Origin of the sequence: Gordonia sp. (in: high G+C Gram-positive bacteria), from assembly GCF_047600565.1 — a bacterium.
Taxonomy (GTDB): Bacteria; Actinomycetota; Actinomycetes; order Mycobacteriales; family Mycobacteriaceae; genus Gordonia.
On the sequence record NZ_JASGKN010000001.1, the window covers coordinates 1,435,201 to 1,458,181 of the forward strand.

The window sequence follows — 22,981 nt, forward strand, 5'->3', positions numbered from 1 at the left end:
GGGGCACGATGGGTCGCATGCCCGACGATGTGGTGGTCCTCGCGGTCAAGGACCTGCAGCGCGCCAAGTCGCGGCTCGGGGCCGCGTCCGTCGCCCCGGCCGCCCGCGAGGCGCTGGTGGCGGCGATGGTCGCCGACACGCTGGGCGCGGTCCGCGCCGCCGGGATCGACCGGATCGTGCTGGTCACGCCGGATCCGCGGGTGACCGAACTGGCCACAGGCTTCGGCGTCCTCGTGGTTCCCGACCCAGGCGACGGCCTGAATCCGGCGTTGACCGCCGGCGCCGGTGCGGCAGCGCAACGCTGGGCGGCGACCCGTGTCGCGTTCCTGCAGGCCGATCTGCCCGCGCTGACCCCGGCGTCCCTGTCCGCGGCCCTCGCCGCGGCGGCCGACCACCCGGCGGCGTTCGTCGCCGACCGTGCCGGAGAAGGTACCGCGCTGCTGGTGACCGAACGCCCGGTCACCGGCTCGTTCGCTGTTGCGCCGGCGTTCGGCGCGCACTCCGCGCACGCGCATCGGAGCGCCGGCGCCGTCGAACTGGATCCGGCCCGGACCGGCCTGGCCGACCTCCGCTGCGACGTCGACACCCCCGCCGATCTGGCTGCCGCACAGGAGCTCGGTGTCGGGCCCGCCACCGCGGCGGCACTGGCTGACGTGGACCCCGGGCGGCGATCCGCGCGATAGGGAAGAATGAATCCGTGACCGCCACGGATGAATCCACCACCGACGATGCCGCGAAGCTGCCGTCCGCACTGCCCGCCGAGACCGTTCCGGCGGACGAGGTCTCGAACCTGCCGCCGTCCGAGCGCTACCTGAATCGTGAGCTCAGCTGGCTGGACTTCAACGCCCGGGTGCTCGCACTCGCCGAGGATGCGTCGCTGCCGCTGCTGGAGCGGGCCAAGTTCCTGGCGATCTTCGCGTCCAATCTCGACGAGTTCTTCATGGTCCGCGTCGCCGGTCTCAAGCGCCGCGACGAGACCGGTCTGTCGGTGCGGTCGGCGGACGGCCGCTCCCCCGCCGAGCAGCTCGCGCTGATCTCGGCGCGCACCCAGAAGCTGACGGACCGGCACGCCCGCGTGTTCCGTGACTCGGTGCAGCCGGCCCTGGACGAGGCGAACATCGCGATCGTGTCGTGGGCCGATCTGAACGACCGTCAGCAGGCGCGCCTGTCGGAGTACTTCCACAACGAGCTGTTCCCGATCCTGACGCCGCTGGCCGTCGATCCCGCGCATCCGTTCCCGTACATCTCCGGCCTGTCGCTGAACCTGGCGGTGACGGTGCGGGACACGACCGAGGGCGGGGAGCATTTCGCCCGCGTCAAGGTCCCCAACAACATCAACCGGTTCATCCGGGTGGACAAGCTGCTGCCCGAGGAGGCCCCGGCGGGACCGGACGGTCACCAGCCGGCGATCTTCCTGCCGTTGGAGAAGCTGATCGCCGCCCATCTGGAGATCCTGTTCCCCGGTATGGACGTGGTGGACCATCACGTCTTCCGTGTCACCCGCAACGCCGACCTGGAGGTCGATGAGGACCGCGACGAGGACCTTCTGCAGGCGCTCGAACGCGAGTTGACGCGCCGCCGCTTCGGATCGCCGGTGCGGCTCGAAGTCGGCGACGACATGAGCGAGCACATGCTCGAGCTCCTGCTGCGTGAGCTGGACGTCGACCCGGACGACGTGATCCAGGTGCCCGGACTGATCGACCTGACCTCCCTGTTCGAGGTGTACGGCGTGGATCGGCCGGCGCTCAAGGAGACGCCGTTCGTCCCCAAGACGCATCCGGCGTTCGCCGAGCGGGAGACGCCCAAGAGCATCTTCGCGACCCTCCAGGAGGGCGACGTGCTGGTGCATCACCCGTACGACTCGTTCTCCACCAGCGTTCAGCGGTTCATCGAACAGGCCGCCGCCGACCCGCAGGTGCTGGCCATCAAGCAGACGCTGTACCGCACGTCCGGCGATTCCCCGATCGTCAACGCCCTGATCGATGCGGCCGCCGCCGGCAAGCAGGTGGTGGCGCTGGTCGAGTTGAAGGCCCGCTTCGATGAGCAGGCCAACATCAAGTGGGCACGCAAGCTGGAGCGGTCGGGTGTGCACGTCGTGTACGGCCTGATCGGACTCAAGACACACTGCAAGACGTGTCTGGTGGTCCGGCGGGAGGGTTCGACGATCCGCCGCTACTGCCATATCGGCACCGGTAACTACAACCCCAAGACCGCCCGCCTGTACGAGGACGTGGGCCTGTTCACCGCGGCCCCGGAGATCGGCGCGGACCTCACCGACCTGTTCAACACGCTGACCGGGTATTCCCGCAAGGAGGCGTACCGGAACCTGCTGGTGGCGCCGCACGGCATCCGCACCGGCATCATCGAGCGGATCGATCGGGAGATCGAGGCGAAGCGGGCCGGTGACGACAACGCCCGTATCCAGTTGAAGGCGAACGCCATCGTCGACGAGCAGGTGATCGATGCCCTGTATCGCGCCTCGCAGGCGGGGGTGCCGGTCGACATCGTCGTGCGCGGCATCTGCGCGCTGCGGCCGGGGATTCCGGGTCTGAGCGAGAACATCAAGGTCCGGTCGATCCTCGGCGAGTTCCTGGAGCATTCGCGGATCTTCGCGTTCGGGGCCCAGCAGGAGCATTGGATCGGCAGCGCCGACATGATGCACCGCAACCTGGATCGCCGCGTGGAGGTGCTGGTCCAGGTCCGCGATCCGCGTCTGGCCGGCGACCTGCAGGGGATCTTCGACTCGGCGATGGACCCGCGCACCCGCTGCTGGGAGCTGCAGGCCGACGGTTCGTGGACGGCGATGCCCGCCGCCGGTGAAGAGGTCCGCGACCATCAGCGTCAGATGATGGCGCGGTCGCGGCGACGGCACGCGGACGCCGGCAGCGGCGCATGAGTGAGAACTCCAAGACCGTCTGGGCGGCCGGCGGCGTCGTCTGGCGGGTGACCGGCAAGGGCAAGGTGGAGGTCTGCATCGTCCATCGCCGCAAGTACGACGACTGGTCGCTGCCGAAGGGCAAGGCCGAGCGCAAAGAGATTCTGGCGGCGACCGCGGCACGCGAGGTGTTCGAGGAGACGGGGTTCACCGTGCGCCTCGGCCGGCAGCTGCACACCATCGGTTATCCGCTGCGCAGCGGCACCCCGAAGCGGGTCGCCTACTGGTCGATGCACGCCACCGGCGGCAAGTTCGTGCCCAACAAGGAGACCGACGACGTCCAGTGGCTGTCGGTGGACGGCGCCCGGCAGACGGTGTCGTACGACGCGGACCGCGCGGTGCTCGCCGACTTCGCCGTCCTGCCCGACCATCAACTGCATTCGTTCGTTCTGGTCCGGCACGGTAAGGCGGGCCGGCGCGGCATGTTCGGCGTCGACGACACCCGCCGGCCGCTCGACGAGACCGGGCAAGCCCAGGCGCAGGCGTTGTCGGGTGTGCTGGAGCTGTTCGGGGTGAGCGAGTTGCACGCCGCGGACCGTCTGCGCTGCGTGCAGACACTCGAGCCGACGGCGCAGCGGCTGGGTGTGGACGTGGTGGTCGAGCCCACGCAGACCGAGGAGGCCACCTCCGCCGACCCGGACGCGGCGCTCACGCGGCTGCGGCAGCTGGCGGCGCCGTTCGACGGGGTGCGTGCCCTGTGCGGGCAGGGCGGATCGATCGCCCCGCTGCTGGAGCGGTGGTCGTCGCAGGACGGGGTGGACTGTCCGGTCTCCCGTTTCCGGAAGGGCAGCGTGTCGGTGCTGACGCTGCTCGGCGACGAGTTGGTTCAGATCGATCATCTGACCACGCCGCTGCCGCAGAAGCGGCCGACGCCGTCCCGCTAAGACTTCTTGGGCGACTCCCGCTTCACCGCGGGTTCGTCGTCCTTGAGTTCGCGCCGCCCGGCGACGATGTCTTTGAACTGGGCTCCCGGCCGGAAGGACGGGACGCTGGTGGCCTCCACCTCCACCGTGTCGCCGGTGCGCGGGTTGCGGGCCACCCGCGGTGCGCGTCGGCGCTTCTCGAACACGCCGAATCCGGTGATGGTGACGCTCTCGCCCTTGTTGACGCTGCGCACGACGATGTCGATGAGCTGCTCGACGACGGCCTGGACCGTCTTGCGGTCGGCGTCGAGTCGCTCGGTGATCTCCTCGATGAGTTCGGCCTTGTTCATGCTCGCCTCCGCCGTCGTCTCAGATGAGTTGTCCCACACCGTAATCGCGAGTGTGGAGGCGGCGTGGCCGTTTAGCCACGGAAGAGACGAAGCGACGGAAACGTCGCAATCAGGGCAGTGTGACCGGCTTGAACGACGGTCGTTTCTCCTCGTAGGCGGTGATCGCGTCGGTTTCGCGCAGGGTGAGGCCGATGTCGTCCAGACCCTCCATCAGACGCCAGCGCGTGTAGTCGTCGATCTGCAGCGGAACCACCAGATCGCCGGCGGTGACCGTCTTGGTCTCCAAGTCGACGGTCAGTTCCAGACCGGGTTCGGCTTCGAGGCGCTTCCACAGCAGTTCGATGTCGCTCTGGTCGACCTGCGCGGCGACCAGGCCGGCCTTGCCGGAGTTGCCGCGGAAGATGTCGGCGAAGCGCGACGACAGCACGACGCGGAAGCCGAAGTCCATGAGCGCCCACACGGCGTGCTCGCGTGACGATCCGGTACCGAAGTCGGGGCCGGCCACCAGGATCGATCCCTTGTCCCACGGGGACTTGTTGAGGATGAAGTCCGGATCGCTGCGCCAGCTGGAGAACAGTCCGTCCTCGAAGCCGGTGCGGGTGACGCGCTTGAGGTAGACGGCCGGGATGATCTGGTCGGTGTCGACGTTGCTGCGCTGCAGCGGGACGCCGATGCCGGTGTGTTTGACGAAGGGTTCCATCGTGAGGTCCTTACGGGAGTGGGGGCTACAGGTCGGCGGGGGCGGACAGTGTGCCGCGCACGGCGGTGGCGGCGGCGACGGCCGGCGACACCAGGTGGGTGCGGCCGCCCTTGCCCTGGCGTCCCTCGAAGTTGCGGTTGGAGGTGGAGGCGCAGCGGTCGCCCGGCGACAGCTGGTCGGGGTTCATGCCGAGGCACATGGAGCAGCCGGCCATGCGCCATTCGGCGCCGGCCTGCTCGAAGATCTCCCCGAGACCCTCCTCCTCGGCCTGGGCCCGCACCTTCATCGATCCGGGCACCACCAGCATGCGGACGCCGTCGGCGACCTTGCGGCCCTTCAGGACGTCGGCGACCGCACGCAGGTCCTCGATGCGGCCGTTGGTGCACGATCCGACGAACACGGTGTTGACCTCGACGTCGCGCAGCGGGGTGCCCGGCTTCAGGTCCATGTACTCCAGCGCGCGGGCGGCGGCCTGCGACTCGGTCTCGTCGTGGATCTGGGCCGGGTCGGGCACCGAGGCACCCAGCGGCAGGCCCTGGCCGGGGTTGGTGCCCCAGGTGACGAACGGGGTCAGCGTCGACGCGTCGATGTGCACCTCGCGGTCGTAGACGGCGCCCTCGTCGGTCTTGAGGCTGTCCCAGTACTCGACGGCCTTATCCCAGTCGTCGCCCTGCGGCGCGCGGGGACGGCCCTTCAGGTAATCGTAGGTGATCTGGTCGGGCGCGATCATGCCGGCGCGGGCACCGGCCTCGATCGACATGTTGCAGATGGTCATGCGGGCTTCCATCGACAGTTTCTCGATGGCCGGCCCGCGGTATTCCAGCACGTGTCCCTGTCCGCCGCCGGTGCCGATCTCGGCGATGATCGCCAGGATCAGGTCCTTGCCGGTGACACCTTCGGGCAGTTCGCCGTCGACGTTGATGGCCATCGTCTTGAAGGGGCGCAGCGACAGCGTCTGGGTGGCCATCACGTGCTCCACCTCGGAGGTGCCGATGCCCATGGCGAGGGCGCCGAACGCGCCGTGGGTGGAGGTGTGGCTGTCGCCGCAGACGACGGTCATGCCCGGCTGGGTGAGGCCCAGCTGGGGACCGACGACGTGCACGATGCCCTGGCCGTCGTCTCCCATCGGGTACAGCCGGACGCCGAACTCTTCGCAGTTGCGGCGCAGCGTCTCGACCTGCAGGGCGGACACCTGGTCGGCGATCGGGCTGGTGATGTCGACGGTCGGGACGTTGTGGTCCTCGGTGGCGATGGTGAGGTCGCGGCGACGGAGCTGGCGCCCGGCCATGCGGAGGCCGTCGAAGGCCTGCGGGCTGGTCACCTCGTGCACCAGGTGCAGGTCGATGTAGATCAGGTCGGGGCCGGTCTCGCCGTTGGCGTCGACCTTGCCGGGGACGACGACGTGGTCGTCCCACACCTTCTCGGCCAGGGTGCGGGCCGGCGCCGCGGCGCCCTGCTTCTGTTCCGTCATGAGCACACTCGTCTCTGTCTCGCTTCGCTCCGGCGCCCGGGCTGTGGGTGCGGATCTCCGATACGTCCATCCGGATCCCGAGATATGGACATCTCAGTATTTGGACAGTTAGTATCGTCCTATGGGAAATAGTAGCGGAATCGGCGTGCTGGACAAATCCGTGCTGGTCCTGACCACCGTCGCCGACCGCCCCTGCAATCTGGCCGAGCTGACCGAGGCCACCGGACTGCCCCGCGCGACCGCGCATCGGCTGGCCGTGGGCCTGGAGACGCACCAGCTGCTGACCCGCGATCCGGACGGCCGCTGGATTCCCGGACCGACCCTGAACCGGCTGGCCGCATCCGCGCACGACGTCCTCCGCGAGGCCGCCCTCCCCGTCCTGCAACGCCTGCAGTCCACCACCGGCGAATCGGTGCAGATCTACCAATGCGAGGGCGACGAACGCGTCTGTTTCGCCGCCGTCGAACCGCCCACCGGCCTGCGCAACACCGTCCCCGTCGGCAGTCGCCTCCCGATGACCGCCGGCTCGGCGGCCAAGGTGCTGTCGGCATTCGGCGCCGACTCGGGCGGATTCGACGCGGCCACACTCACCGAGACCCGGAGCCAGGGTTGGGCCCAGTCCGTCGGCGAACGTGCCGAAGGCGTCGCCAGCGTCTCGGCACCCGTTCTGGACGCCTCCGGCACGGCTGTGGCCGCCGTGTCGGTCTCGGGTCCCATCGACCGCATGACGCGCCACCCGGGCCACCGCTGGGCCGACGACGTCGTCGCCGCCGCCGGCGACATCCACCGGCGGCTCCACCCCTCCTGAACTGGTCGAACAGTCGCCGGAACAGCCCTTGCACACACCGCGGTGTGTCGGTAGAGTGGATTATATCGAACATTTGTTCGATATATCTGCTTCCTAGGGAGGTGTGCGGTGACCACTGCCGACGACTCGCACTCCCCCGACCGCGCCACTCTCCTGAACCGTGCACTCGACGCTCACCGGCGCCAGGCGCGTGCCCACTACGACCAGCTCGAGGCGATCGCCGGTTACCTCGACTGCGCACTGGCCGACGTCCACGACCTGGTGTGCTCGGGTGCCGACCGGGAGTCGCTGTTCGACCCCTATATCCAGGCCATCGAGTCGGTGGCCGTCGTGTTCGCGATTCCTGCGCGTGCGGCCCGCACCCTGGTCGAGCGGGCGGTCACCGTCGCCGAACGGCTGCCCCGGACGGCGTCGCTGCTCCGCAATGCGGTGATCGGCGTGGACGTGTTCGCGGTCCTCGACGACCGCACCAACATCGTCGAGGACCCGGCGATCCTGTCCACCCTCGACACTCTCCTGGTCGAAGCGCTCACCGATGCCGGAACCGTGTCCCGTCAGCGGGCCCGCCGCATCGCCGATCGCCTGGTCGCCAAGCACGATCCGGAAGCCTGCCGACGCCGCCTCGACGACGCCCGGCGCCGCACGAACGCCCGGTATCGCGATCTCGGTGACGGCCTGGGCGGATACAGCATCACGGCGACCGCAGCGGAGGCGCGCCTGGCCGAGCAGGCAGTCGACGCCCTCGCCCGCGCCACCTTCCCCGACGACCCCCGTCCGCCGGGCGTCCGCCGTTCCGCCGCCGCCATCGCCCGGCTGCGCCGCATGCCTTTCACCTGCGGCTGCGGACATCCCGAGACCTGCACCGCCACCGTCGACGACGACCCGGCCTACCTCGACGGACACGGGCCGATCACCGCCGAGCAGGTCCGCGACCTGGCCGCCCGCGACGACAGCACCGTGCGGACCGTCGCACCCGACGCGATCAAGGAGATGGCGCAGCCGGGCGATCCGTACCGGCCCACCGCCGCGGTCGACGCGGTGGTGCGGGCCTTGTTCGGCACCTGCTCGGTGCCCGGTTGCGACATGCCCGCCTACCGGTGCGACCTCGACCACGTCGACGAGTACGACCACGACGTGCCGTCTCGTGGCGGACCGACCTGCCTGTGCAATCTCAATCCGAAGTGCCGGAAGCATCATCTGATCAAGACGCATTCGCCGTCCTGGATCGATGATCAGTGGGTCACCGACGACGGCCGCTACCGGACGTCGATCACCACTCCCGAAGGCATCACCGTCGAATCGGCAGCACCCAACCAGTGGTTGATCACCGGGCTCGACGATCTGCGGTGCACCCATACCGTCCACGCCCACGACCCGCCGGGCCTCGCCCTGTCCACCCGCGCCGGCGGATCCGGCACCGGAATCGCCGAGTACACGCGCCGCCGACATGCGTGGCGCCGGTCCGAACGTGCCCGTCTTCGGCGACGCCGGGAGATGTGGGAGAACTCTGACGGCCCACCACCGTTCTGAGGCACTCGTTCTGGGTTACGGTCGTGCTCATGGCAGCCAACCAGCCCAGCAAGAACCAGCGCGGACAGATCGTCATGTCCGACGACGAGATCAGCGAGTTCCTTCAGCAGCACCGCACCGCCACCCTCGCCACTGTCGGCAAGGACGGGTTTCCGCATCTGACGGCGATGTGGTTCGGCGTCATCGGCGGGGACGGGGACCTGCCTGAACTCTGGTTCGAGACGAAGTCGAAGTCGCAGAAGGCGGTGAATCTGCGCCGGGATCCGCGGGCGACCGCCCTCATCGAGGACGGACTCACCTATGACAAGCTGCGCGGCGTCTCCATCGAGGGCACGTGCGTGCTGTACGACGACGCGGAGACCTGCCTGACGGCCGGTATCGCGGTGTGGGAACGCTACATGGGCCCCTACAGCGACGAGATGCGGCCGGCGGTCGAGGCGATGATGCACAACCGGATCGCCGTCCGGCTGGTGCCGGAACGGGTGCGGTCATGGGATCACCGGAAGCTGAACCTTCCGGACACCCCGCTCACCGGCTCGACGGCGCAGTACTACTCCTGAGCTCCCTGGTCTGCGGCCTCCCGCGCGGGTAGTCCGCGGAGTAGGACGTCGAGGAACAGGTCGAACCGCGGCAGGTCGTCGCCGAGGTCGTAGTCGGCGTGATCGGCGCCGATCCAGCGCACCACCGACAGTCCGAAGACGTACCAGCTCTGTTCGGCCATCTCCGGCGAGGCGCCGGCCAACCGGAAGGCCAGTCTCACCTGGTCGCGGAGCCGGCCGAAGGACTCCGGGTTGTGGCGGTGCGGGGCCGCGACATGGGCGGCGAAGCCCGGGACGACGAGGAACTCGTCGTGCATCTTCCAGGCCAGATCGCGCAGCCATTCACGCCACGTGCCGGCGGTGGGTTCGGTCTGCGGCAGGATCCGCTGCGCCATCTCGACGCTGATCAGGTCGAACAGGCCGTCGCGGTCGGGCACCCACCGATACAGCGCCGCGTGCGAGACGCCGAGCCGGGCAGCGAGATCACGCATGGTCAGCGTGCTCAGATCCGACTCGAGTGCCGCGGCGACGATCGCGTCACGGCTGAGTCGTGCCGGACGTCCCGGCGCGGGAGTCGGTTCTCGCACGGTCTCGATCCTACGTCGTACCCGGTGGATTCCATGCCCGACCGGGCATTAGTGACCAGTGGTAACTAATGAGTTAGGCTGTCCTACATCACGCGCACTCCAGGAGGTTTTGATGTGGATCATGCTCGTCCTCGGTGCGGTCGCGGCGTTCCTCGGTCGCCGGCTGAATCTCCGCGACGACGACGGCACGCCGACGGCCCGGGCCGTCACCATCACGACTCCCGTGCTGTTGATCGCCTCGCTGGCCGTCGCCCTCGCCCAGACGATCGTGGTGTCGGTGCTCGGCGGATTCGCGTCGGCGCTGCACACCGACACCGTCGGAGCGACGTGGCTGCTGACCGCGTTCATGCTGGCGTCGGCGGTCGCCACACCCGTCGCCGGCGCGGCCATCCGGCGATCTCGCCGATCCGGTCGCGCCTGGTCCGTTCATGCAGGTCATCAAGGGTGCGCGCGAGCTCATCGCGATCGACGAACTGCAGCGCGCCCGTCGCTGCGGGGCCGGCCCAGCCGGCACGCTGCACGTCCACCTTCCAGTGGGTGGAGAAGGTGGCGGGACCGAACCCGAATCGGCGATAGATGGTGGCTTCGGAGACGGTGAGACCCGCCAGCGCCAGCCCGGCCCGAGCAGCGGTCCGCAACTCTCCCTCGAGCATCGCCGTGGCGATCCCACGACGACGATGCGTGGGTGCCACCGTCACCTCACTGATCGCCCACATCGGCATCACGCCGCCGGGCACCGTCAACTCGGTCACCCAGCCGGCGATCGTCGCCACCGGCAGCGGCAGCTGCGGCCGGCGGTCGTAGACGCCCAGAACACGCCAGGCGGCGAGCTGATCGCGCACCCCGACAGCGACCTCCTCCTCACCGGGTTCCTCGGCCAGAAACCCCCGGTTGATGGCCCGGTAGGCGCCCGCCAGCGCCTCGGTGTCGGCCGCGTCGATCAACCGGAAGTCGAGGCCTCGTTCGGCGAGCGTCGTCGCGGCGGCCCCGTCGACGGGCAGGGTGCGCGGATCGAGTCGCGTCATCGTGTCACCAGCTGCTGCACCGCCCCGCGGATCTGCGCGGGGATCGGGACCGACGGGCGCGCCGGGTCGGTGTTGTCGACGTAGACGTGCACGAACCGGCCTTCGGCCGCGGCCTCGTCGGCCGGTCGTTCGTCGTCGGCGGCCGGGAAGATGCCGACGCGGTAGATGATCGACGAGTTCCCGAGACGTTCGACGCGGATGCCGAGCTTCACCGAACCCGGATACTCGACCTCCCGGAAATACCGGCACCCCACCTCGGCGACGACGCCGATCGCCGGCAGTCGCCGGATGTCGACGCCGCTCTCGCGCGCGAGGAAGACGTTGACGGCGGTGTCGATCAACTCGAAGTAGCGCGCATTGTTCACATGCCCGTAGACGTCGACGTCGGCCCAGCGAAGAGTGGCCTCGTCCCAGGCGGCGTAGTCGGAGCGGGTCGGGCGTTCAGCGGCTGCCATGAACACCGACCATACCCACCGCGTGCTGAGTAGCCTTCGATCCGTGAGCGATGCGAAGAGGATCCGCGGCGCGGTGCTGACCGCGATCGGCGAACCCGCCCCCTACACCGAGTCCCGGCCCATCGTCGTCGAGGACCTCGAACTCGACGCACCCGGTGACGGTGAGATCCTCGTGCGGGTCGAGGCCGCCGGGATCTGTCATTCCGACCTGTCGGTGGTCAACGGCGACCGGCCGCGACCGGTCCCGATGCTCTTGGGCCACGAGGCCGCCGGAATCGTCGAGCAGGTCGGCCCGGATACCGGGCTGTCCGTCGGCGACCGCGTGGTGATGACGTTTCTGCCGCGCTGCGGCGACTGCGCCGGCTGCCGATCGAACGGCCGATTCCCCTGCGCGGTGGGCAGCGCGGCCAACAACGAGGGCACCCTGCTGGGCGGTCACCGGCGCCTGCACGACGCGTCCGGCGCGGTGAACCACCACCTCGGGGCGTCGGCGTTCGCCACCCACGCCGTGGTCTCGGAGCGGTCGGTGGTGAAGGTCGGCGACGACGTACCGCCCGACGTGGCCGCCCTGTTCGGGTGCGCCCTGCTGACCGGCGGCGGTGCGGTGATGAATGTCCTGAAGCCGACCGCGGACAGCGCCGTGGCCGTGGTCGGTCTCGGCGGCGTCGGCATGGCCGCCCTCATCGTCGCCAAAGCACTCGGTGTGCAGCGGATCATCGGTGTCGACGCCCCGCCGGCCAAGCTCGACGCCGCCACCGCACTCGGCGCCACCGAGGTCTATACGCCGGCGCAGGCCGTCGAGGCCGGGGTCACCGCGGACGGCGTCGTGGAGGCGGTCGGCAATCCCCGTGCGTTGGAGACGGCGATCGCCCTCACCGGAATGGGCGGCACCACCGTGACCGTCGGTCTGCCGGCGCCGGGGCAGACGATCGCCGTCGATCCGCTGGCTCTGACCGCCCAGGCCCGCGCCATCGTCGGCTGCTATCTCGGCTCGGCGGTCCCGTCGGTCGACATCAAGATCTACGAAGACATGTGGCGGGACGGCCGGCTCGACGTGACCCCGCTGATCTCGTCACGGATCCGGCTCGACCAGATCAACGAGGCCATGGACAGCCTCACCGACGGCGCCACCACCCTCCGGCAGATCATCGAGTTCCCCTGACCTACTGCCACAAAGTGGCGGCCGGTGGCGGCCCGGGGGCAGATCGCCCTCGGAGAGTCTGTGGTTGCCATCTTTTGGCGGGATACGAGAAGACCCCCTCCGACTGGAGGGGGTCTTCGTTGTAGCCCCGACGGGATTCGAACCCGCGCTACCGCCTTGAGAGGGCGGCGTCCTAGGCCGCTAGACGACGGGGCCCTAGAACAACTCTTCAGTTGTGAGACACACGGGTATCCACCCGAATGAATCTCGCTGGGGTACCAGGACTCGAACCTAGAATGGCGGTACCAGAAACCGCTGTGTTGCCAATTACACCATACCCCAAGGGTTTCGCCCGGACCGGGCGGCGAGCGCCCCGCGAAGCGGACCTGAAGAGATTACCAAGACCTACCCCACCAATAACAAATCGGCAGGTCAGGACCAGTCAGGGAGCGACGGGCGGAGCGGCCTTCGCGACCTCGAGCGCCTGGTTCAGGCGGCGCAGCGTGGTGTCCTTGCCGAGGATCTCCATCGACTCGAACAGCGGCGGACTGATGGCGGCGCCGGTCACGCCGACGCGCACCGGACCGTAGGCCTTCCGCGGCTTCAGGTCCAGGCCGTCGATCAGCGCGGTCTTGAGGGATTCCTCGATCGCGCCGGTCGTCCAGTCGTCGTTCGCTTCACAGGCCGCGATCGTGGCCTCGAGGACCGGCACGGCGTCGGCCTTGAGGTTCTTGGACGCCGACTTCTCGTCGAACTCGAAGTCGTCGTCGGAGACGTAGGCGAACTTGATCAGATCCCAGGCGTCGCCGAGGACCTGGATGCGCGTCTGCACCAGATCGGCGAGCGGGACGAACACGGCGTCGTCGATGGGCTCGGACAGCTTGCCGTGCTCCACCAGGTAGTGGCGCAGACGCCCGACGAAATCATTCAGTTCGAGACGGCGGATGTGCTCGGCGTTGATGGCGTCGGCCTTCTTCTGGTCGAAGCGGGCCGGATTCGAGTTCACGTTGCGCACGTCGAAGGCGTCGATCATCTCGTCGAGGCTGAACACGTCGTTGTCGCCGCCGATACCCCAGCCGAGCAGGGCCAGGTAGTTGAGCAGCCCTTCCGGCAGGAAGCCGCGGTCGCGGTGATGGAACAGGCTGGACTCGGGGTCACGCTTGGACAGCTTCTTGTTGCCCTCCCCCATCACGAACGGCAGGTGACCGAACTCGGGCACCTGATCGGCGATGCCGAGTTCGATGAGTGCCCGGTAGAGCGCGATCTGCCGAGGCGTCGACGACAGCAGGTCCTCACCGCGCAGCACGTGGGTGATCTTCATCATCGCGTCGTCGACCGGGTTCACCAGCGTGTACAGCGGGTCGCCGGTGCCGCGGGTGAGGGCGAAGTCCGGGACGGTGCCGGCCTTGATGGTGGTGGTGCCGCGGACCAGGTCGTCCCAGGTGATGTCCTCGTCGGGCATGCGCAGGCGGATCACCGGCGCGCGGCCTTCGTCGCGGTAGGCGGCGCGCTGGGCGTCGGTGAGATCGCGGTCGAAGTTGTCGTAGCCGAGCTTCGGGTCGCGGCCGGCCGCCTTGTGGCGCGCCTCCACCTCGTCCGGCGTCGAGTAGGCCTCGTAGGCGTAGCCGGCTTCGACCAGCTTGTCGACGACGTCCAGGTGGATCTGCCGGCGTTCGGACTGACGGTACGGTCCGTACGGGCCGCCGACCTCGGGGCCCTCGTCCCAGTCGAGTCCGAGCCAGCGCAGAGCGTCCAGGATGGCGTCGTACGACTCCTGGCTGTCGCGGGCGGCGTCGGTGTCTTCGATCCGGAAGACGAAGGTGCCGCCGTCGTGGCGGGCCTGCGCGAAGTTGAACAGCGCGGTGCGGGCCAGGCCGACGTGCGGGGTTCCGGTGGGCGACGGGCAGAATCGAACGCGAACGGTCATAGGCCCAGGGTAGTCGGTTGACGGTGACCGTCCGCAGCCAGGAGGGTTGCCATTTAGTTCTAGTTTAACTAGAACTAATGGTGTGTTGTTACGTATCCAGCCTTCCGCTGCGACCCCGATCTTCCGGCAGCTCGCCGACTCGGTGCGAGCGGACATCGCCGCGGGCCGGATCGGTGCCGGCGACCGGCTTCCCTCGGCACGCGAGGTGGCCGAGTCACTGGATGTCAACGTGCACACGGTTCTGCGCGCCTACCAGGAACTCCGCGACGAGGGCCTGGTCGAACTGCGTCGCGGCCGGGGAGCAGTCGTGACTCCCCTCGCCGACGACGTTCGCGCCCTCGAGGACGATGTCCGGGCGCTCGCCGCCAAAGCCGCCGCCCTCAACCTGAACTCCGACACCCTGTCCGCCCTCATCAAGGAGGCCGTCGATGCCCACTGACCCCGATCGCCGCCGCACGCCGGCGGCCCCGCTGACCGCCGAGCAGGTGGCCGCCCGCCGCCCGTTGATGCTCGCGGTGCTGCTGGGCGTCCTCGCACCGGCCGCCATCACCGTGATCGCCTTCGTCGTGCAGATCTTCCTGCTCGGCGACGTACCGGACCGGGTGATCGTGCACTGGAACGCCACCGGCACCCCCGACGGCTGGTCGCCGGCCTGGACGGTGCCGCTGGTGACCGCGATCCTGTGCCTGTTCCTGATCGGGATCATGGCCGTGCCCGCCGTGGTCGGTCTGAACGCCGGCGACCGCGGCCGCGCCTATCCGAGTCTGGTCGCCGCCACCCTCGGCACCACCGCGATGGTCGCCGTCCTCATGACGTCGACGCTGTGGTTCCAGAAGGGCGGACGCGACGACGAACCGCTGCTCACCACGATCCTGCTCAGCCTCGCGGTCGGCCTCGTGCTGGGGACGGCGGCGTGGTTCGCCCAGCCGCACCCCACGGAATCGGAGATCGGGGCACAGGCGGCGCCGATCGCGGTGGCCGACGGGGAGCAGGCCGTGTGGCTGCGGACCGTCACCGCCAGCCGCGGCATGCTGATCGTGACCGTCGGCGCGGTGACTCTGGCCTCGCTGATCGCCCTCTTCGGCTGGACCGACGGCACGTCGTCGGGTCTGATCGTCACCTGCGTGATCGTCGCGCTGGCCGGGGTCGTCGTCCTGATGACGTCGCTGGCGTTCCGGGTGCGCGTCTCCCCCGACGGCCTGTCCGTCCGGTCGATCCTCGGTCTGCCTCGCTTCTCGATCGCCCTCGGTCAGATCGCCGGTGTCCGGGTGGACGGCGACGCGAGGCCGCTGGGCGACTTCGGCGGCTGCGGTGTGCGTTGGACAGGCAAGACCACCGCCGTCGCGCTGCGCCGCGGCCCGGCGATCATCGTCGAACGCACCAACGGGAAACGGTTCGCGGTGATCGTCGACGATGCCCCGACCGGTGCCGGTCTGCTGGAGGCCTACCGGCAGCAGGCCGTCGCCGACGCGTCAGCCGACCGCGCGTAGGAAGCCGATGATCAGGTCGTTGACCTGATCGGGCTGTTCCAGGTAGCCCCAATGCCCGGCCTGTTCCACCTGTTCGTAGCGGGCGCCGGGGATGGCGTCGGCCACTTCGCGGGCCAGGAAGCACGGCAGGGTGCGGTCGTCGGCGAAGCCCACCACGAGCACCGGTCTGTCGATGGCCCGGTACTCGGGCAGCCGGTTCGCCTCCCGCTCGTGCAGGTGGAGCTGGGCCCGCACCCCGGGACTGCGGGACGCGCCGCCGAAACCGATGATGTCGAGCCAGTCGCGGGCGCCGCGATCGTCGGCGAGGGTGTGCGGTGAGAGGTTCAGGTGCGCGGTGACCGCCGCGTAGAAGTCCTTCGGCAACGCGATGCCCTGGTCGTACAGTTCGCGCTCCCCGTTCGAGAACGCGGTCACCATGGGCGTCGACCGGCCGTAGGTGGCGAGCAGGACGGCGCCGCGCACCAGGTCGGGCCGGGCCAGGGTCAGTTCCTGGGCGATCCTGGCACCGAGCGACGTGCCGACGACGACGGCCGGCCCGGCGCCCAGATGGTCGATGAGATCGAACTTGTCGGCGACCATGTCGTCGATCGTGAAGCCCTCGGCGCACTCACTGGTGGGCGCGATCCCCCGGTTGTCGAAGGTGACGACCCGAAAGCCGGCGTTCACCAGGGCCGGACGCTGGTGGGCGTGCCACACGCGGCCGGGACTGCCGGTGCCCATCACCATCACCACGAGCGGTCCGGATCCGACGTCGGTGTAGGAGAGGCTGATCCCGTTCAGCTCGGCGCTGACGGGTGCGAGGGGGCTCGGCGAACTCACTTGTCGACGACGGGATTGGTCAGCGTGCCGATCCCTTCGACGGTCACCGAGACGGTGGAACCGGCCTCCATCGGGCCGATGCCCTCCGGTGTGCCGGTGAGGATGACGTCACCGGGCAGGAGGGTCATCACGCGGGACACCCATTCAACGATGTCGCCGACCTTGTGCAGCATGAGCGACGTCCGGCTGGATTGCCGGTTCTCACCGTCGAGGTCGGTGTTGATGGCCAGATCGGACGGATCCAGCTCGGTCTCGATCCACGGACCGAGTGGGCAGAACGTGTCGTAGCCCTTGGCTCGCGTCCACTGGCCGTCGACTTTCTGCTGGTCGCGCGCGGTGACGTCGTTGGCCACGGTATAGCCGAGGATGACGCTCGACGCCTGCGCGGCCTTGACGTCCTTGCAGGGCCGGCCGATCACGATGGCCAGCTCGCCTTCGTAGTCGACGCGCTCGGACGACGGCGGGCGCACGATCGGGACGCCGGGGCCGATGATGGAGGTGTTCGGCTTCAGGAAGATCACCGGATCCTCGGGCGCCTCCGATCCCATCTCGGCGGCGTGGGCGGCGTAGTTCTTGCCGATCGCGATGATCTTGGTCGCCAGGATCGGCGCCAGCAGGCGGGTCTCCTTCAACGGCCAGCTGCGGCCGGTGAAGGTGGGGTCACCGAAGGGATGTTCGGCGATCTCCTTGGCGACCTGGGCGCCTTCGTCACCCTCGATGGCCACGAAGGCCACCCCGTCCTGGCTAGCGACTCGACCGAGTTTCATGACGCCAGGTTAACGCAGGACCCCGGTGTGCACGGCCCCGGACCGTGTTCTAGAATATGGAATACAAGTTTCACTATTTGAGATTCACAGGCGACATGACCCACGACGACACCCTGCCCTCCCCGGCCCGGCGCTGGGCGATCCTCGTGTGCGCACTCGTCGCCGCGATGACCGCTACCGCCGCCACCAGCGGCTTCGCCTACGCGATCCCCGAACTGCACACCGGCGGCATGTCGCTGTCCACGGCCGGCACCCTCGCCGCGATCCCCACCGTGGGCATCACGGTCTCACTGGTGGCGTGGGGCGCCGCCCTCGACCGGTTCGGTGAGCGCCGGGTCCTGATCCTGTCCCTGCTCGTCACCCTGCTCGGCACCGCCGGCGCCGCCGTCGCGGTGGCCACCGGGGCCGGGCACCTCGCCCTCGGCGCGGCCCTGCTGATCGGCGGACTGGGGTCGGGTGCGGCCAACGGGGCGAGCGGCCGGATCGTCGTCGGCTTCTTTCCCGCGAACCAGCGCGGCACCGCGATGGGTATCCGGCAGATGGCGCAGCCGCTGGGCATCGCCGTCCTCGCCATGACCATGCCGCCGATCGCCGCGCACGCCGGCGCCGGATGGGCCATGGCCGTGCCGGTGGTCGTGACCGTGATCGGCCTGATCGCCACCCTGGCCGGAATCCACGACCCGGTGCTGCCGCCGTCCACCCTCGACGCCGCACCCGGCACCAACCCGTACCGCGCGAGCTCCTACCTGTGGCGTATCCACGCCGCCAGCCTGCTGCTGGTGATCGGGCAGTCCATGCTGTGGACGTTCGCTCCGGCGTGGCTGATCATCGGTCACGGCTGGTCCCCGGTCAGCGCCGGCCTCATCGTGACGGCCTCGCAAGTGGTCGCCGCGTTCGGCCGGATCGTCGCCGGCCGCGTGTCCGACGTGTGGGGATCGCGGATGAAGCCGATCCGGGTGATCGCCGTCCTCGCCGCGACCGCCCTCGGCCTGCTGGCACTGACCGACGAACTGCACAGCGCCGCCGCCGTCGCCATCATGGTCGCCGCCACCGTCTTCACCGTCGCCGACAACGGGCTGGCGTTCACCGCCATCGCCGAGGCGGCCGGCGCCGCCTGGAGCGGCCGTGCCCTCGGGCTGCAGAACACCGCCCAATATCTGACGATGTCCGCCACCACCCCGGTCTTCGGCCGTCTCATCGACCACGCCGGCTACCCGCTGGTGTTCGCGATCAGCGCCGTGGCACCGCTCCTCGCGTTGCCGATCGTCCCCGGTGATCCCCGGCCCGAACCGGCCGAGCAACGGGTGGTCTGACGATCCCCTCAGGCGCCGATGCCACCATGGAACCCATGACCGCACCGCAGCGCAGCCCCTGGCGCCCCAGCCCGTGGCGACGCGTCGCCGACGTGGCCTGGGCGATCGTCGCACTGGCCGCCTTCGTCGCCGTCTACATGCTGCTGGTGCACACCTCGCCGGGGCAGATCGTCGACGACGAGACGATGGTGCGGTTCAGTGCGCTCACCGGTCACGAGCATCCGACGCCCGGACTGCTCAGCCGCATCCAGTTGCCGCTGCTGCTCGCCGCCGGCGTGATCCTGGCGATCGTGTGCACCGCGCGGCGCTCCTGGCTGCTGTTCCTGCACGCCTGCGTCCTGGTGTTCGGCACCACCGTGCTGGCGATCGGACTCAAGAACGGTCTCCCCCGCCCCGCCTTCGGGGTCGGGGCGCCCCTCAACTCGTTCCCGTCCAACACCGTCGCCGCCTTCACCGCGACCGCGCTGGCGCTGGCCGCCGTGGCCGCGCCGCGCTACCGCCGGTTCGTGTTCCGGATCGGCGCCCTGGTGGTGATCGTGGTCGGCGTCATGGTGATCGCACTGCAATGGCATCGGCCGTCCGATGTGCTCGGTGCGATCCTGCTCGCCGCCGCGGTCGCCGCGCTCACCGAAGCCGTGCTTCCGGTACGGGAGCTCGACCCGTACTGACCTCAGACGAGGGCGAGGATGCGGTCGCCGACCTCGGTGGTCGAACCCCGCTGGTCGCCGCGCGATGCGACGTCGGACTCCACAGCCTTCTCGATGCGCACGGCACCGTCCTCGTCACCCAGGTGACGCAACAGCAGGGCCGCCGACAGGATCGCGGCGGTCGGGTCGGCCAGGTTCTGCCCGGCGATGTCCGGGGCACTGCCGTGGACCGGCTCGAACATCGACGGATTGGTGCGGGTGGCGTCGATGTTGCCCGACGCCGCCAGACCGATACCGCCGGTGACCGCGGCCGCCAGGTCGGTGATGATGTCGCCGAACAGGTTGTCGGTGACGATCACATCGAAACGCTGCGGATCGGTCACCATGTAGATGGTGGCGGCGTCGACGTGGCAGTAGTCGGTGGCCACGTCCGGGAACTCGGCACCCACCTCGTCGACGGTGCGCTGCCACAGCGAGCCGGCGAAGGTCAGCACGTTGGTCTTGTGCACCAGCGTCAGCTTCTTGCTGCGCTGCTGGGCGCGGGCGAACGCATCGCGGACCACGCGCTCGATGCCGAAGCGGGTGTTCAGGCTGACCTCGGTGGCGACCTCGTTCGGGGTGTCGACGCGGATGGCACCGCCGTTGCCGGTGTACGGCCCCTCGGTGCCCTCACGGACGACCACGAAGTCGATCGCCGGGTCGCCGGCCAGCGGCGACTCGACGCCGTCGTACAGCTTCGACGGACGCAGGTTCACGTGGTGATCCAGGATGAACCGCATCTTCAGCAGGAAGCCGCGCTCGAGCACGCCCGGGGGCACGCTCGGGTCGCCGATGGCGCCCAGCAGGATCGCGTCGTGCTCGCGCAGCGAGGCGACGTCGTCGTCGGTGAGCAGGTCACCGGTGCGATGGTAGCGACGGGCGCCGAAGTCGTATTCGGTGGTCGTCAGTTCCGGATGCAGCTTGGTCAGGACGCGCAGGGCCTGGTCGGTGACCTCGGGACCGATGCCGTCACCGGGGATGACGGCGAGCTTCACGAGAAGTCCACCTGCTTGATCAGGGTGGCCTGCACGGCGTCACCGATGGCCGACAGCACGTCGTCGTCGATGGTCTTGTCGACGCGCAGCATGACCGTGGCACCCGAACCCTCCAGGTCCTGGGACAGGCCGGCGGCCAGGATGTCGATGCCGGCGTTGCCGAGGAGGGTGCCGATCTTGCCGAGCGAGCCGGGCTGGTCGCCGTAGCTGACGATCAGGTTCTTGCCCTCGGCGCGCAGATCGAAGTTGCGGCCGTTGATGTTCACGATCTTCTCGACCTCGCGCGGCTCGGTCAGGGTGCCGGCGACGTTCACATGGGTGCCGTCGGCGAAGACCGCCTTGACGTCGACCATGCTGCGATGGTTCGGGCTCTCCGACACAGTGGTGACCTCGTGCGTCACGCCCCGCTCCTCGGCGACCGCCGGGGCGTTCACGAAGGTGACCGGCTCGTCGACCACGGCCGAGAACAGGCCGCGGACCGCGGACAGGCCGAGCACGTCGACCGGCAGGGACGCGAGCTCGCCACGCACCTCGGTGGTGAGGGCGGTCGGCATGCCGTCGGCGACGACGCCCACCAGGACGCCGAGCTTCCGGGTGAGCTCGAGCCACGGGGCGACCTCGTCGTCCACCGGGCCGCCGGTGATGTTCACCGCGTCCGGGACGAAGTGGCCGGCCAGCGCCAGCTGCACGCTCTTGGCGACGTCGGTGCCGGCCCGGTCCTGGGCCTCGGCGGTCGACGCACCCAGGTGCGGGGTCACCACGACCTGGTCCAGTTCGAACAGCGGCGAGTCGGTGCACGGCTCGGAGTCGAAGACGTCCAGGCCGGCGCCCCACACGTGACCGTCGTTGATGGAGTCGGCGAGCGCCTGCTCGTCGATCAGGCCGCCGCGGGCGGCGTTGACGATCACGACGCCCTTCTTGGTCTTGGCGAGCTGGTCCTTGCCGATCAGGCCGGCGGTCTCCTTGGTCTTCGGCAGGTGCACGGTGATGAAGTCCGCGCGCTCCAGCAGTTCGTCCAGGTCCACCAGCTCGATGCCCAGCTGCGCGGCACGGGCGGCCGACACGTAGGGGTCGTAGGCGATGATGTGCGTCTCGAACGCGGCCAGACGGGCGGCGACCAGCTGGCCGATACGGCCCAGGCCCACCACACCGACGGTCTTGTCGAACAGCTCGACGCCGGAGAACGACGAACGCTTCCAGGTGTGGTCCTTGAGGGTGGCGTCGGCGGCCGGCACCTGGCGGGCGGTGGACATCAGCAGCGCGATGGCGTGCTCGGCGGCCGAATGGATGTTGGAGGTCGGGGCGTTGACGACCATGACGCCGCGCTCGGTGGCGGCGGGGACGTCCACGTTGTCCAGGCCCACACCGGCGCGGGCGATGATCTTCAGCTTCTTGCCGGCGTCCAGGACCTCGGCGTCGACGGTGGTGGCCGAGCGCACCAGCAGGGCGTCGGCGTCCACGACGGCTTCGAGCAGCTTGGGACGGTCCGGGCCGTCGACCCACTTGACTTCGACGTCCGGGCCGAGGGCCTCGACGGTCGAGGGGGCGAGCTTGTCGGCGATCAGCACGACGGGACGGCCGGATGCGGTCACAGTATTCTCCACGGGTTCATCGGTGGCGGCGCGCGATGAGCGCACGCGTCTGACCCGCCCACTGTAATGGGGGCGCGTGTCCCGGGGCACACCCGCCCACCAGCAATTGTGGTGCTCGACACGCTCGGCACGGTAGATTCATCTAAGGCGTCTCGGTTGAGTCACGGCATCCTTACCGCTGTGGACTCGGGAACGGGGAAACGAGACGATGTGTACAACGTGAATCCGTCGCAGGCCGCACACCGCGGCCGGGGGGCGATCACAACGAGCGGAGTGAGTAGCACATGAAGAAGACGATTGTTGTCTTCGCGGCGATCATCGCCACGGTCCTGTCCCTGGTCGGGATCGGCGCCGGCCAGTCCGACGCGGCAGCGCCGAAGACCCGTCTGGGCGGCGGCTCGGGCATCCTGATCCTCAAGGGCGGCAACAACGCCGCCGCGTGCACCGTCACCACCGTCGGTCGCTCCGGGGGCAAGCTGATCGCCATCACCGCCGGTCACTGCGGCAAGCCCGGCCAGGTCGTCCTGTCCGAGGCCAACCAGAACCGCGGCGCGATCGGCCGGATCACCCGCAGCTGGTCGGACATCGACGTCGCCGTGATCGAACTCGACGCATCGAAGGTCACGCCGGTCCGTACCGTCGGCGGCGTCACCATCCGCCGTATCAACACCCATCCGCAGGGCTTCCCCACCGTCATGTGCAAGCAGGGCCGCACCACCGGTCACACCTGCGGTGTGGCGTGGTTCGACGACGACACCTCGCACTTCTCGCAGATCTGCGTGATCGAGGGCGACTCCGGTAGCCCGGTGGTCGTCGGCGACTCGCTGGTCGGCATGGTGAACGCGTACTTCTTCGTCTCCTGCGTGGGACCGGAGACCGGCACCAACATCGGCCCGATCCTCAAGCGCCTGAACCGCGGCGGCTACCCCGGTTTCAAGGTCGCCTGATCGGAGCCCTCAACGCTCTCTGAGCCAGTCGACGCGAAAGG

The 22,981-nt window shown here is 69.2% G+C and carries 24 protein-coding genes and 2 tRNA genes; 12 read left to right on the forward strand and 14 right to left on the reverse strand.

What is annotated here, in order from left to right; genetic code table 11:
* The first annotated feature begins 17 nt into the window (after nt 1–17).
* Genes cofC through QM774_RS07010 form a run of 3 tightly spaced genes read left to right on the forward strand, consistent with a single transcriptional unit; the run spans nt 18 to nt 3,819 of the window.
* Nucleotides 18–683: a 2-phospho-L-lactate guanylyltransferase gene (cofC, locus tag QM774_RS07000; protein ID WP_414975193.1), complete on the forward strand. Its 666-nt coding sequence runs from the start codon at nt 18–20 to the stop codon at nt 681–683.
* A 14-nt stretch (nt 684–697) separates the two neighbouring features.
* On the forward strand, nt 698–2,896 hold the full coding sequence (locus tag QM774_RS07005) for an RNA degradosome polyphosphate kinase (protein WP_414975194.1): 2,199 nt from the start codon (nt 698–700) through the stop codon (nt 2,894–2,896).
* Nucleotides 2,893–3,819, forward strand: a complete 927-nt coding sequence (locus tag QM774_RS07010) for an NUDIX hydrolase (RefSeq protein ID WP_414975195.1) — start codon at nt 2,893–2,895, stop codon at nt 3,817–3,819. The genes QM774_RS07005 and QM774_RS07010 overlap by 4 nt, the downstream gene beginning before the upstream one ends.
* Here QM774_RS07010 and QM774_RS07015 read toward each other — a convergent pair.
* The 3 genes from QM774_RS07015 to leuC all read right to left on the reverse strand — a co-directional run bounded on the left by QM774_RS07015 (nt 3,816) and on the right by leuC (nt 6,319).
* Nucleotides 3,816–4,148 (reverse strand): HU family DNA-binding protein, encoded by a 333-nt coding sequence (locus QM774_RS07015; protein ID WP_414975196.1) that lies wholly within the window; start codon nt 4,146–4,148, stop codon nt 3,816–3,818. The two genes, QM774_RS07010 and QM774_RS07015, sit on opposite strands and share 4 nt — an antisense overlap.
* A 109-nt stretch (nt 4,149–4,257) precedes the next feature.
* A complete protein-coding gene (leuD, locus tag QM774_RS07020; RefSeq protein WP_414975197.1) occupies nt 4,258–4,848 on the reverse strand; it encodes a 3-isopropylmalate dehydratase small subunit in 591 nt (196 codons plus the stop codon).
* 25 nt (nt 4,849–4,873) lie between these two features.
* On the reverse strand, nt 4,874–6,319 hold the full coding sequence (gene leuC / locus QM774_RS07025) for a 3-isopropylmalate dehydratase large subunit (protein ID WP_414975198.1): 1,446 nt from the start codon (nt 6,317–6,319) through the stop codon (nt 4,874–4,876).
* Nucleotides 6,320–6,440: 121 nt separating this feature from the next.
* Between leuC and QM774_RS07030 the strand changes: the two genes are divergently transcribed.
* The 3 genes from QM774_RS07030 (at nt 6,441) to QM774_RS07040 (ending at nt 9,217) form a co-directional block, all read left to right on the forward strand.
* Nucleotides 6,441–7,127 carry an IclR family transcriptional regulator gene (locus QM774_RS07030; RefSeq protein ID WP_414975199.1) on the forward strand — a complete coding sequence of 229 codons (687 nt, stop codon included), beginning with the start codon at nt 6,441–6,443 and terminating at the stop codon, nt 7,125–7,127.
* Between the two features lie 108 nt (nt 7,128–7,235).
* Entirely contained in the window at nt 7,236–8,657 is a 1,422-nt protein-coding gene (locus tag QM774_RS07035) for a DUF222 domain-containing protein (protein WP_414975200.1), read from the forward strand.
* Nucleotides 8,658–8,686: 29 nt separating this feature from the next.
* Entirely contained in the window at nt 8,687–9,217 is a 531-nt protein-coding gene (locus QM774_RS07040; RefSeq protein WP_414975201.1) for a pyridoxamine 5'-phosphate oxidase family protein, read from the forward strand.
* Here the strand turns inward: QM774_RS07040 and QM774_RS07045 are convergent.
* From QM774_RS07045 to QM774_RS07060, 4 genes are all read right to left on the reverse strand, one after another.
* Nucleotides 9,208–9,783: a TetR/AcrR family transcriptional regulator gene (locus QM774_RS07045; RefSeq protein WP_414975202.1), complete on the reverse strand. Its 576-nt coding sequence runs from the start codon at nt 9,781–9,783 to the stop codon at nt 9,208–9,210. The two genes, QM774_RS07040 and QM774_RS07045, sit on opposite strands and share 10 nt — an antisense overlap.
* Before the next feature lie 88 nt (nt 9,784–9,871).
* Entirely contained in the window at nt 9,872–10,090 is a 219-nt protein-coding gene (locus tag QM774_RS07050) for a hypothetical protein (protein ID WP_414975203.1), read from the reverse strand.
* Between the two features lie 37 nt (nt 10,091–10,127).
* The gene (locus QM774_RS07055) at nt 10,128–10,808 is read right to left on the reverse strand and encodes a GNAT family N-acetyltransferase (protein ID WP_414975204.1); all 681 of its coding nucleotides are present in this window, start codon (nt 10,806–10,808) and stop codon (nt 10,128–10,130) included.
* A complete protein-coding gene (locus QM774_RS07060; RefSeq protein ID WP_414975205.1) occupies nt 10,805–11,263 on the reverse strand; it encodes an acyl-CoA thioesterase in 459 nt (152 codons plus the stop codon). Before QM774_RS07060 ends, QM774_RS07055 begins: the two co-directional genes overlap by 4 nt.
* Before the next feature lie 43 nt (nt 11,264–11,306).
* Here QM774_RS07060 and QM774_RS07065 point away from each other — a divergent pair, with 43 nt between their 5' ends.
* Nucleotides 11,307–12,425, forward strand: coding sequence for an alcohol dehydrogenase catalytic domain-containing protein (locus tag QM774_RS07065; RefSeq protein ID WP_414975206.1), 1,119 nt, complete (start codon nt 11,307–11,309; stop codon nt 12,423–12,425).
* Between the two features lie 122 nt (nt 12,426–12,547).
* Here the strand turns inward: QM774_RS07065 and QM774_RS07070 are convergent.
* From QM774_RS07070 to gltX, 3 genes are all read right to left on the reverse strand, one after another.
* Nucleotides 12,548–12,620, reverse strand: a tRNA-Glu gene (locus QM774_RS07070).
* Between the two features lie 54 nt (nt 12,621–12,674).
* Nucleotides 12,675–12,746 (reverse strand) — tRNA-Gln (locus QM774_RS07075).
* A 100-nt stretch (nt 12,747–12,846) separates the two neighbouring features.
* Nucleotides 12,847–14,331 (reverse strand): glutamate--tRNA ligase, encoded by a 1,485-nt coding sequence (gene gltX / locus QM774_RS07080; protein WP_414975207.1) that lies wholly within the window; start codon nt 14,329–14,331, stop codon nt 12,847–12,849.
* 82 nt (nt 14,332–14,413) lie between these two features.
* Between gltX and QM774_RS07085 the strand changes: the two genes are divergently transcribed.
* Nucleotides 14,414–14,770, forward strand: coding sequence for a GntR family transcriptional regulator (locus tag QM774_RS07085; RefSeq protein ID WP_414975208.1), 357 nt, complete (start codon nt 14,414–14,416; stop codon nt 14,768–14,770).
* Nucleotides 14,760–15,821 carry a DUF1648 domain-containing protein gene (locus QM774_RS07090; RefSeq protein WP_414975209.1) on the forward strand — a complete coding sequence of 354 codons (1,062 nt, stop codon included), beginning with the start codon at nt 14,760–14,762 and terminating at the stop codon, nt 15,819–15,821. The genes QM774_RS07085 and QM774_RS07090 overlap by 11 nt, the downstream gene beginning before the upstream one ends.
* Here QM774_RS07090 and QM774_RS07095 read toward each other — a convergent pair.
* Together QM774_RS07095 and QM774_RS07100 are read right to left on the reverse strand one after the other, a co-directional pair.
* Nucleotides 15,804–16,640 (reverse strand): alpha/beta fold hydrolase, encoded by an 837-nt coding sequence (locus tag QM774_RS07095; RefSeq protein WP_414975210.1) that lies wholly within the window; start codon nt 16,638–16,640, stop codon nt 15,804–15,806. The two genes, QM774_RS07090 and QM774_RS07095, sit on opposite strands and share 18 nt — an antisense overlap.
* A complete protein-coding gene (locus tag QM774_RS07100) occupies nt 16,637–17,407 on the reverse strand; it encodes a fumarylacetoacetate hydrolase family protein (protein WP_414975211.1) in 771 nt (256 codons plus the stop codon). The genes QM774_RS07095 and QM774_RS07100 overlap by 4 nt, the downstream gene beginning before the upstream one ends.
* 95 nt (nt 17,408–17,502) lie before the next feature.
* Here QM774_RS07100 and QM774_RS07105 point away from each other — a divergent pair, with 95 nt between their 5' ends.
* Both QM774_RS07105 and QM774_RS07110 read left to right on the forward strand, forming a co-directional pair.
* Entirely contained in the window at nt 17,503–18,720 is a 1,218-nt protein-coding gene (locus tag QM774_RS07105) for an MFS transporter (RefSeq protein WP_414975212.1), read from the forward strand.
* Between the two features lie 35 nt (nt 18,721–18,755).
* Nucleotides 18,756–19,388, forward strand: a complete 633-nt coding sequence (locus QM774_RS07110) for a hypothetical protein (protein ID WP_414975213.1) — start codon at nt 18,756–18,758, stop codon at nt 19,386–19,388.
* 2 nt (nt 19,389–19,390) lie between these two features.
* Here the strand turns inward: QM774_RS07110 and QM774_RS07115 are convergent, their stop codons facing one another.
* A complete protein-coding gene (locus QM774_RS07115; RefSeq protein ID WP_414975214.1) occupies nt 19,391–20,401 on the reverse strand; it encodes a 3-isopropylmalate dehydrogenase in 1,011 nt (336 codons plus the stop codon).
* Entirely contained in the window at nt 20,398–21,993 is a 1,596-nt protein-coding gene (gene serA / locus QM774_RS07120; RefSeq protein WP_414975215.1) for a phosphoglycerate dehydrogenase, read from the reverse strand. Before serA ends, QM774_RS07115 begins: the two co-directional genes overlap by 4 nt.
* A gap of 284 nt (nt 21,994–22,277) precedes the next feature.
* Between serA and QM774_RS07125 the strand changes: the two genes are divergently transcribed.
* Nucleotides 22,278–22,940 (forward strand): serine protease, encoded by a 663-nt coding sequence (locus QM774_RS07125; protein ID WP_414975216.1) that lies wholly within the window; start codon nt 22,278–22,280, stop codon nt 22,938–22,940.
* Nucleotides 22,941–22,981: the final 41 nt, after the last annotated feature.

What these genes read in the sequence shown, in the direction of transcription:
- QM774_RS07105 (WP_414975212.1), top strand. Translation starts at nt 17,503, where the DNA reads ATGACCCACGACGACACCCTGCCCTCCCCGGCCCGGCGCTGGGCGATC.
- QM774_RS07100 (WP_414975211.1), bottom strand. Translation starts at nt 17,407, where the DNA reads ATGAAACTCGGTCGAGTCGCTAGCCAGGACGGGGTGGCCTTCGTGGCC.
- QM774_RS07010 (WP_414975195.1), top strand. Translation starts at nt 2,893, where the DNA reads ATGAGTGAGAACTCCAAGACCGTCTGGGCGGCCGGCGGCGTCGTCTGG.
- QM774_RS07125 (WP_414975216.1), top strand. Translation starts at nt 22,278, where the DNA reads ATGAAGAAGACGATTGTTGTCTTCGCGGCGATCATCGCCACGGTCCTG.
- QM774_RS07090 (WP_414975209.1), top strand. Translation starts at nt 14,760, where the DNA reads ATGCCCACTGACCCCGATCGCCGCCGCACGCCGGCGGCCCCGCTGACC.
- QM774_RS07030 (WP_414975199.1), top strand. Translation starts at nt 6,441, where the DNA reads ATGGGAAATAGTAGCGGAATCGGCGTGCTGGACAAATCCGTGCTGGTC.
- QM774_RS07015 (WP_414975196.1), bottom strand. Translation starts at nt 4,148, where the DNA reads ATGAACAAGGCCGAACTCATCGAGGAGATCACCGAGCGACTCGACGCC.
- leuC (WP_414975198.1), bottom strand. Translation starts at nt 6,319, where the DNA reads ATGACGGAACAGAAGCAGGGCGCCGCGGCGCCGGCCCGCACCCTGGCC.
- leuD (WP_414975197.1), bottom strand. Translation starts at nt 4,848, where the DNA reads ATGGAACCCTTCGTCAAACACACCGGCATCGGCGTCCCGCTGCAGCGC.
- QM774_RS07060 (WP_414975205.1), bottom strand. Translation starts at nt 11,263, where the DNA reads ATGGCAGCCGCTGAACGCCCGACCCGCTCCGACTACGCCGCCTGGGAC.
- gltX (WP_414975207.1), bottom strand. Translation starts at nt 14,331, where the DNA reads ATGACCGTTCGCGTTCGATTCTGCCCGTCGCCCACCGGAACCCCGCAC.
- QM774_RS07040 (WP_414975201.1), top strand. Translation starts at nt 8,687, where the DNA reads ATGGCAGCCAACCAGCCCAGCAAGAACCAGCGCGGACAGATCGTCATG.
- QM774_RS07055 (WP_414975204.1), bottom strand. Translation starts at nt 10,808, where the DNA reads ATGACGCGACTCGATCCGCGCACCCTGCCCGTCGACGGGGCCGCCGCG.
- cofC (WP_414975193.1), top strand. Translation starts at nt 18, where the DNA reads ATGCCCGACGATGTGGTGGTCCTCGCGGTCAAGGACCTGCAGCGCGCC.
- QM774_RS07110 (WP_414975213.1), top strand. Translation starts at nt 18,756, where the DNA reads ATGACCGCACCGCAGCGCAGCCCCTGGCGCCCCAGCCCGTGGCGACGC.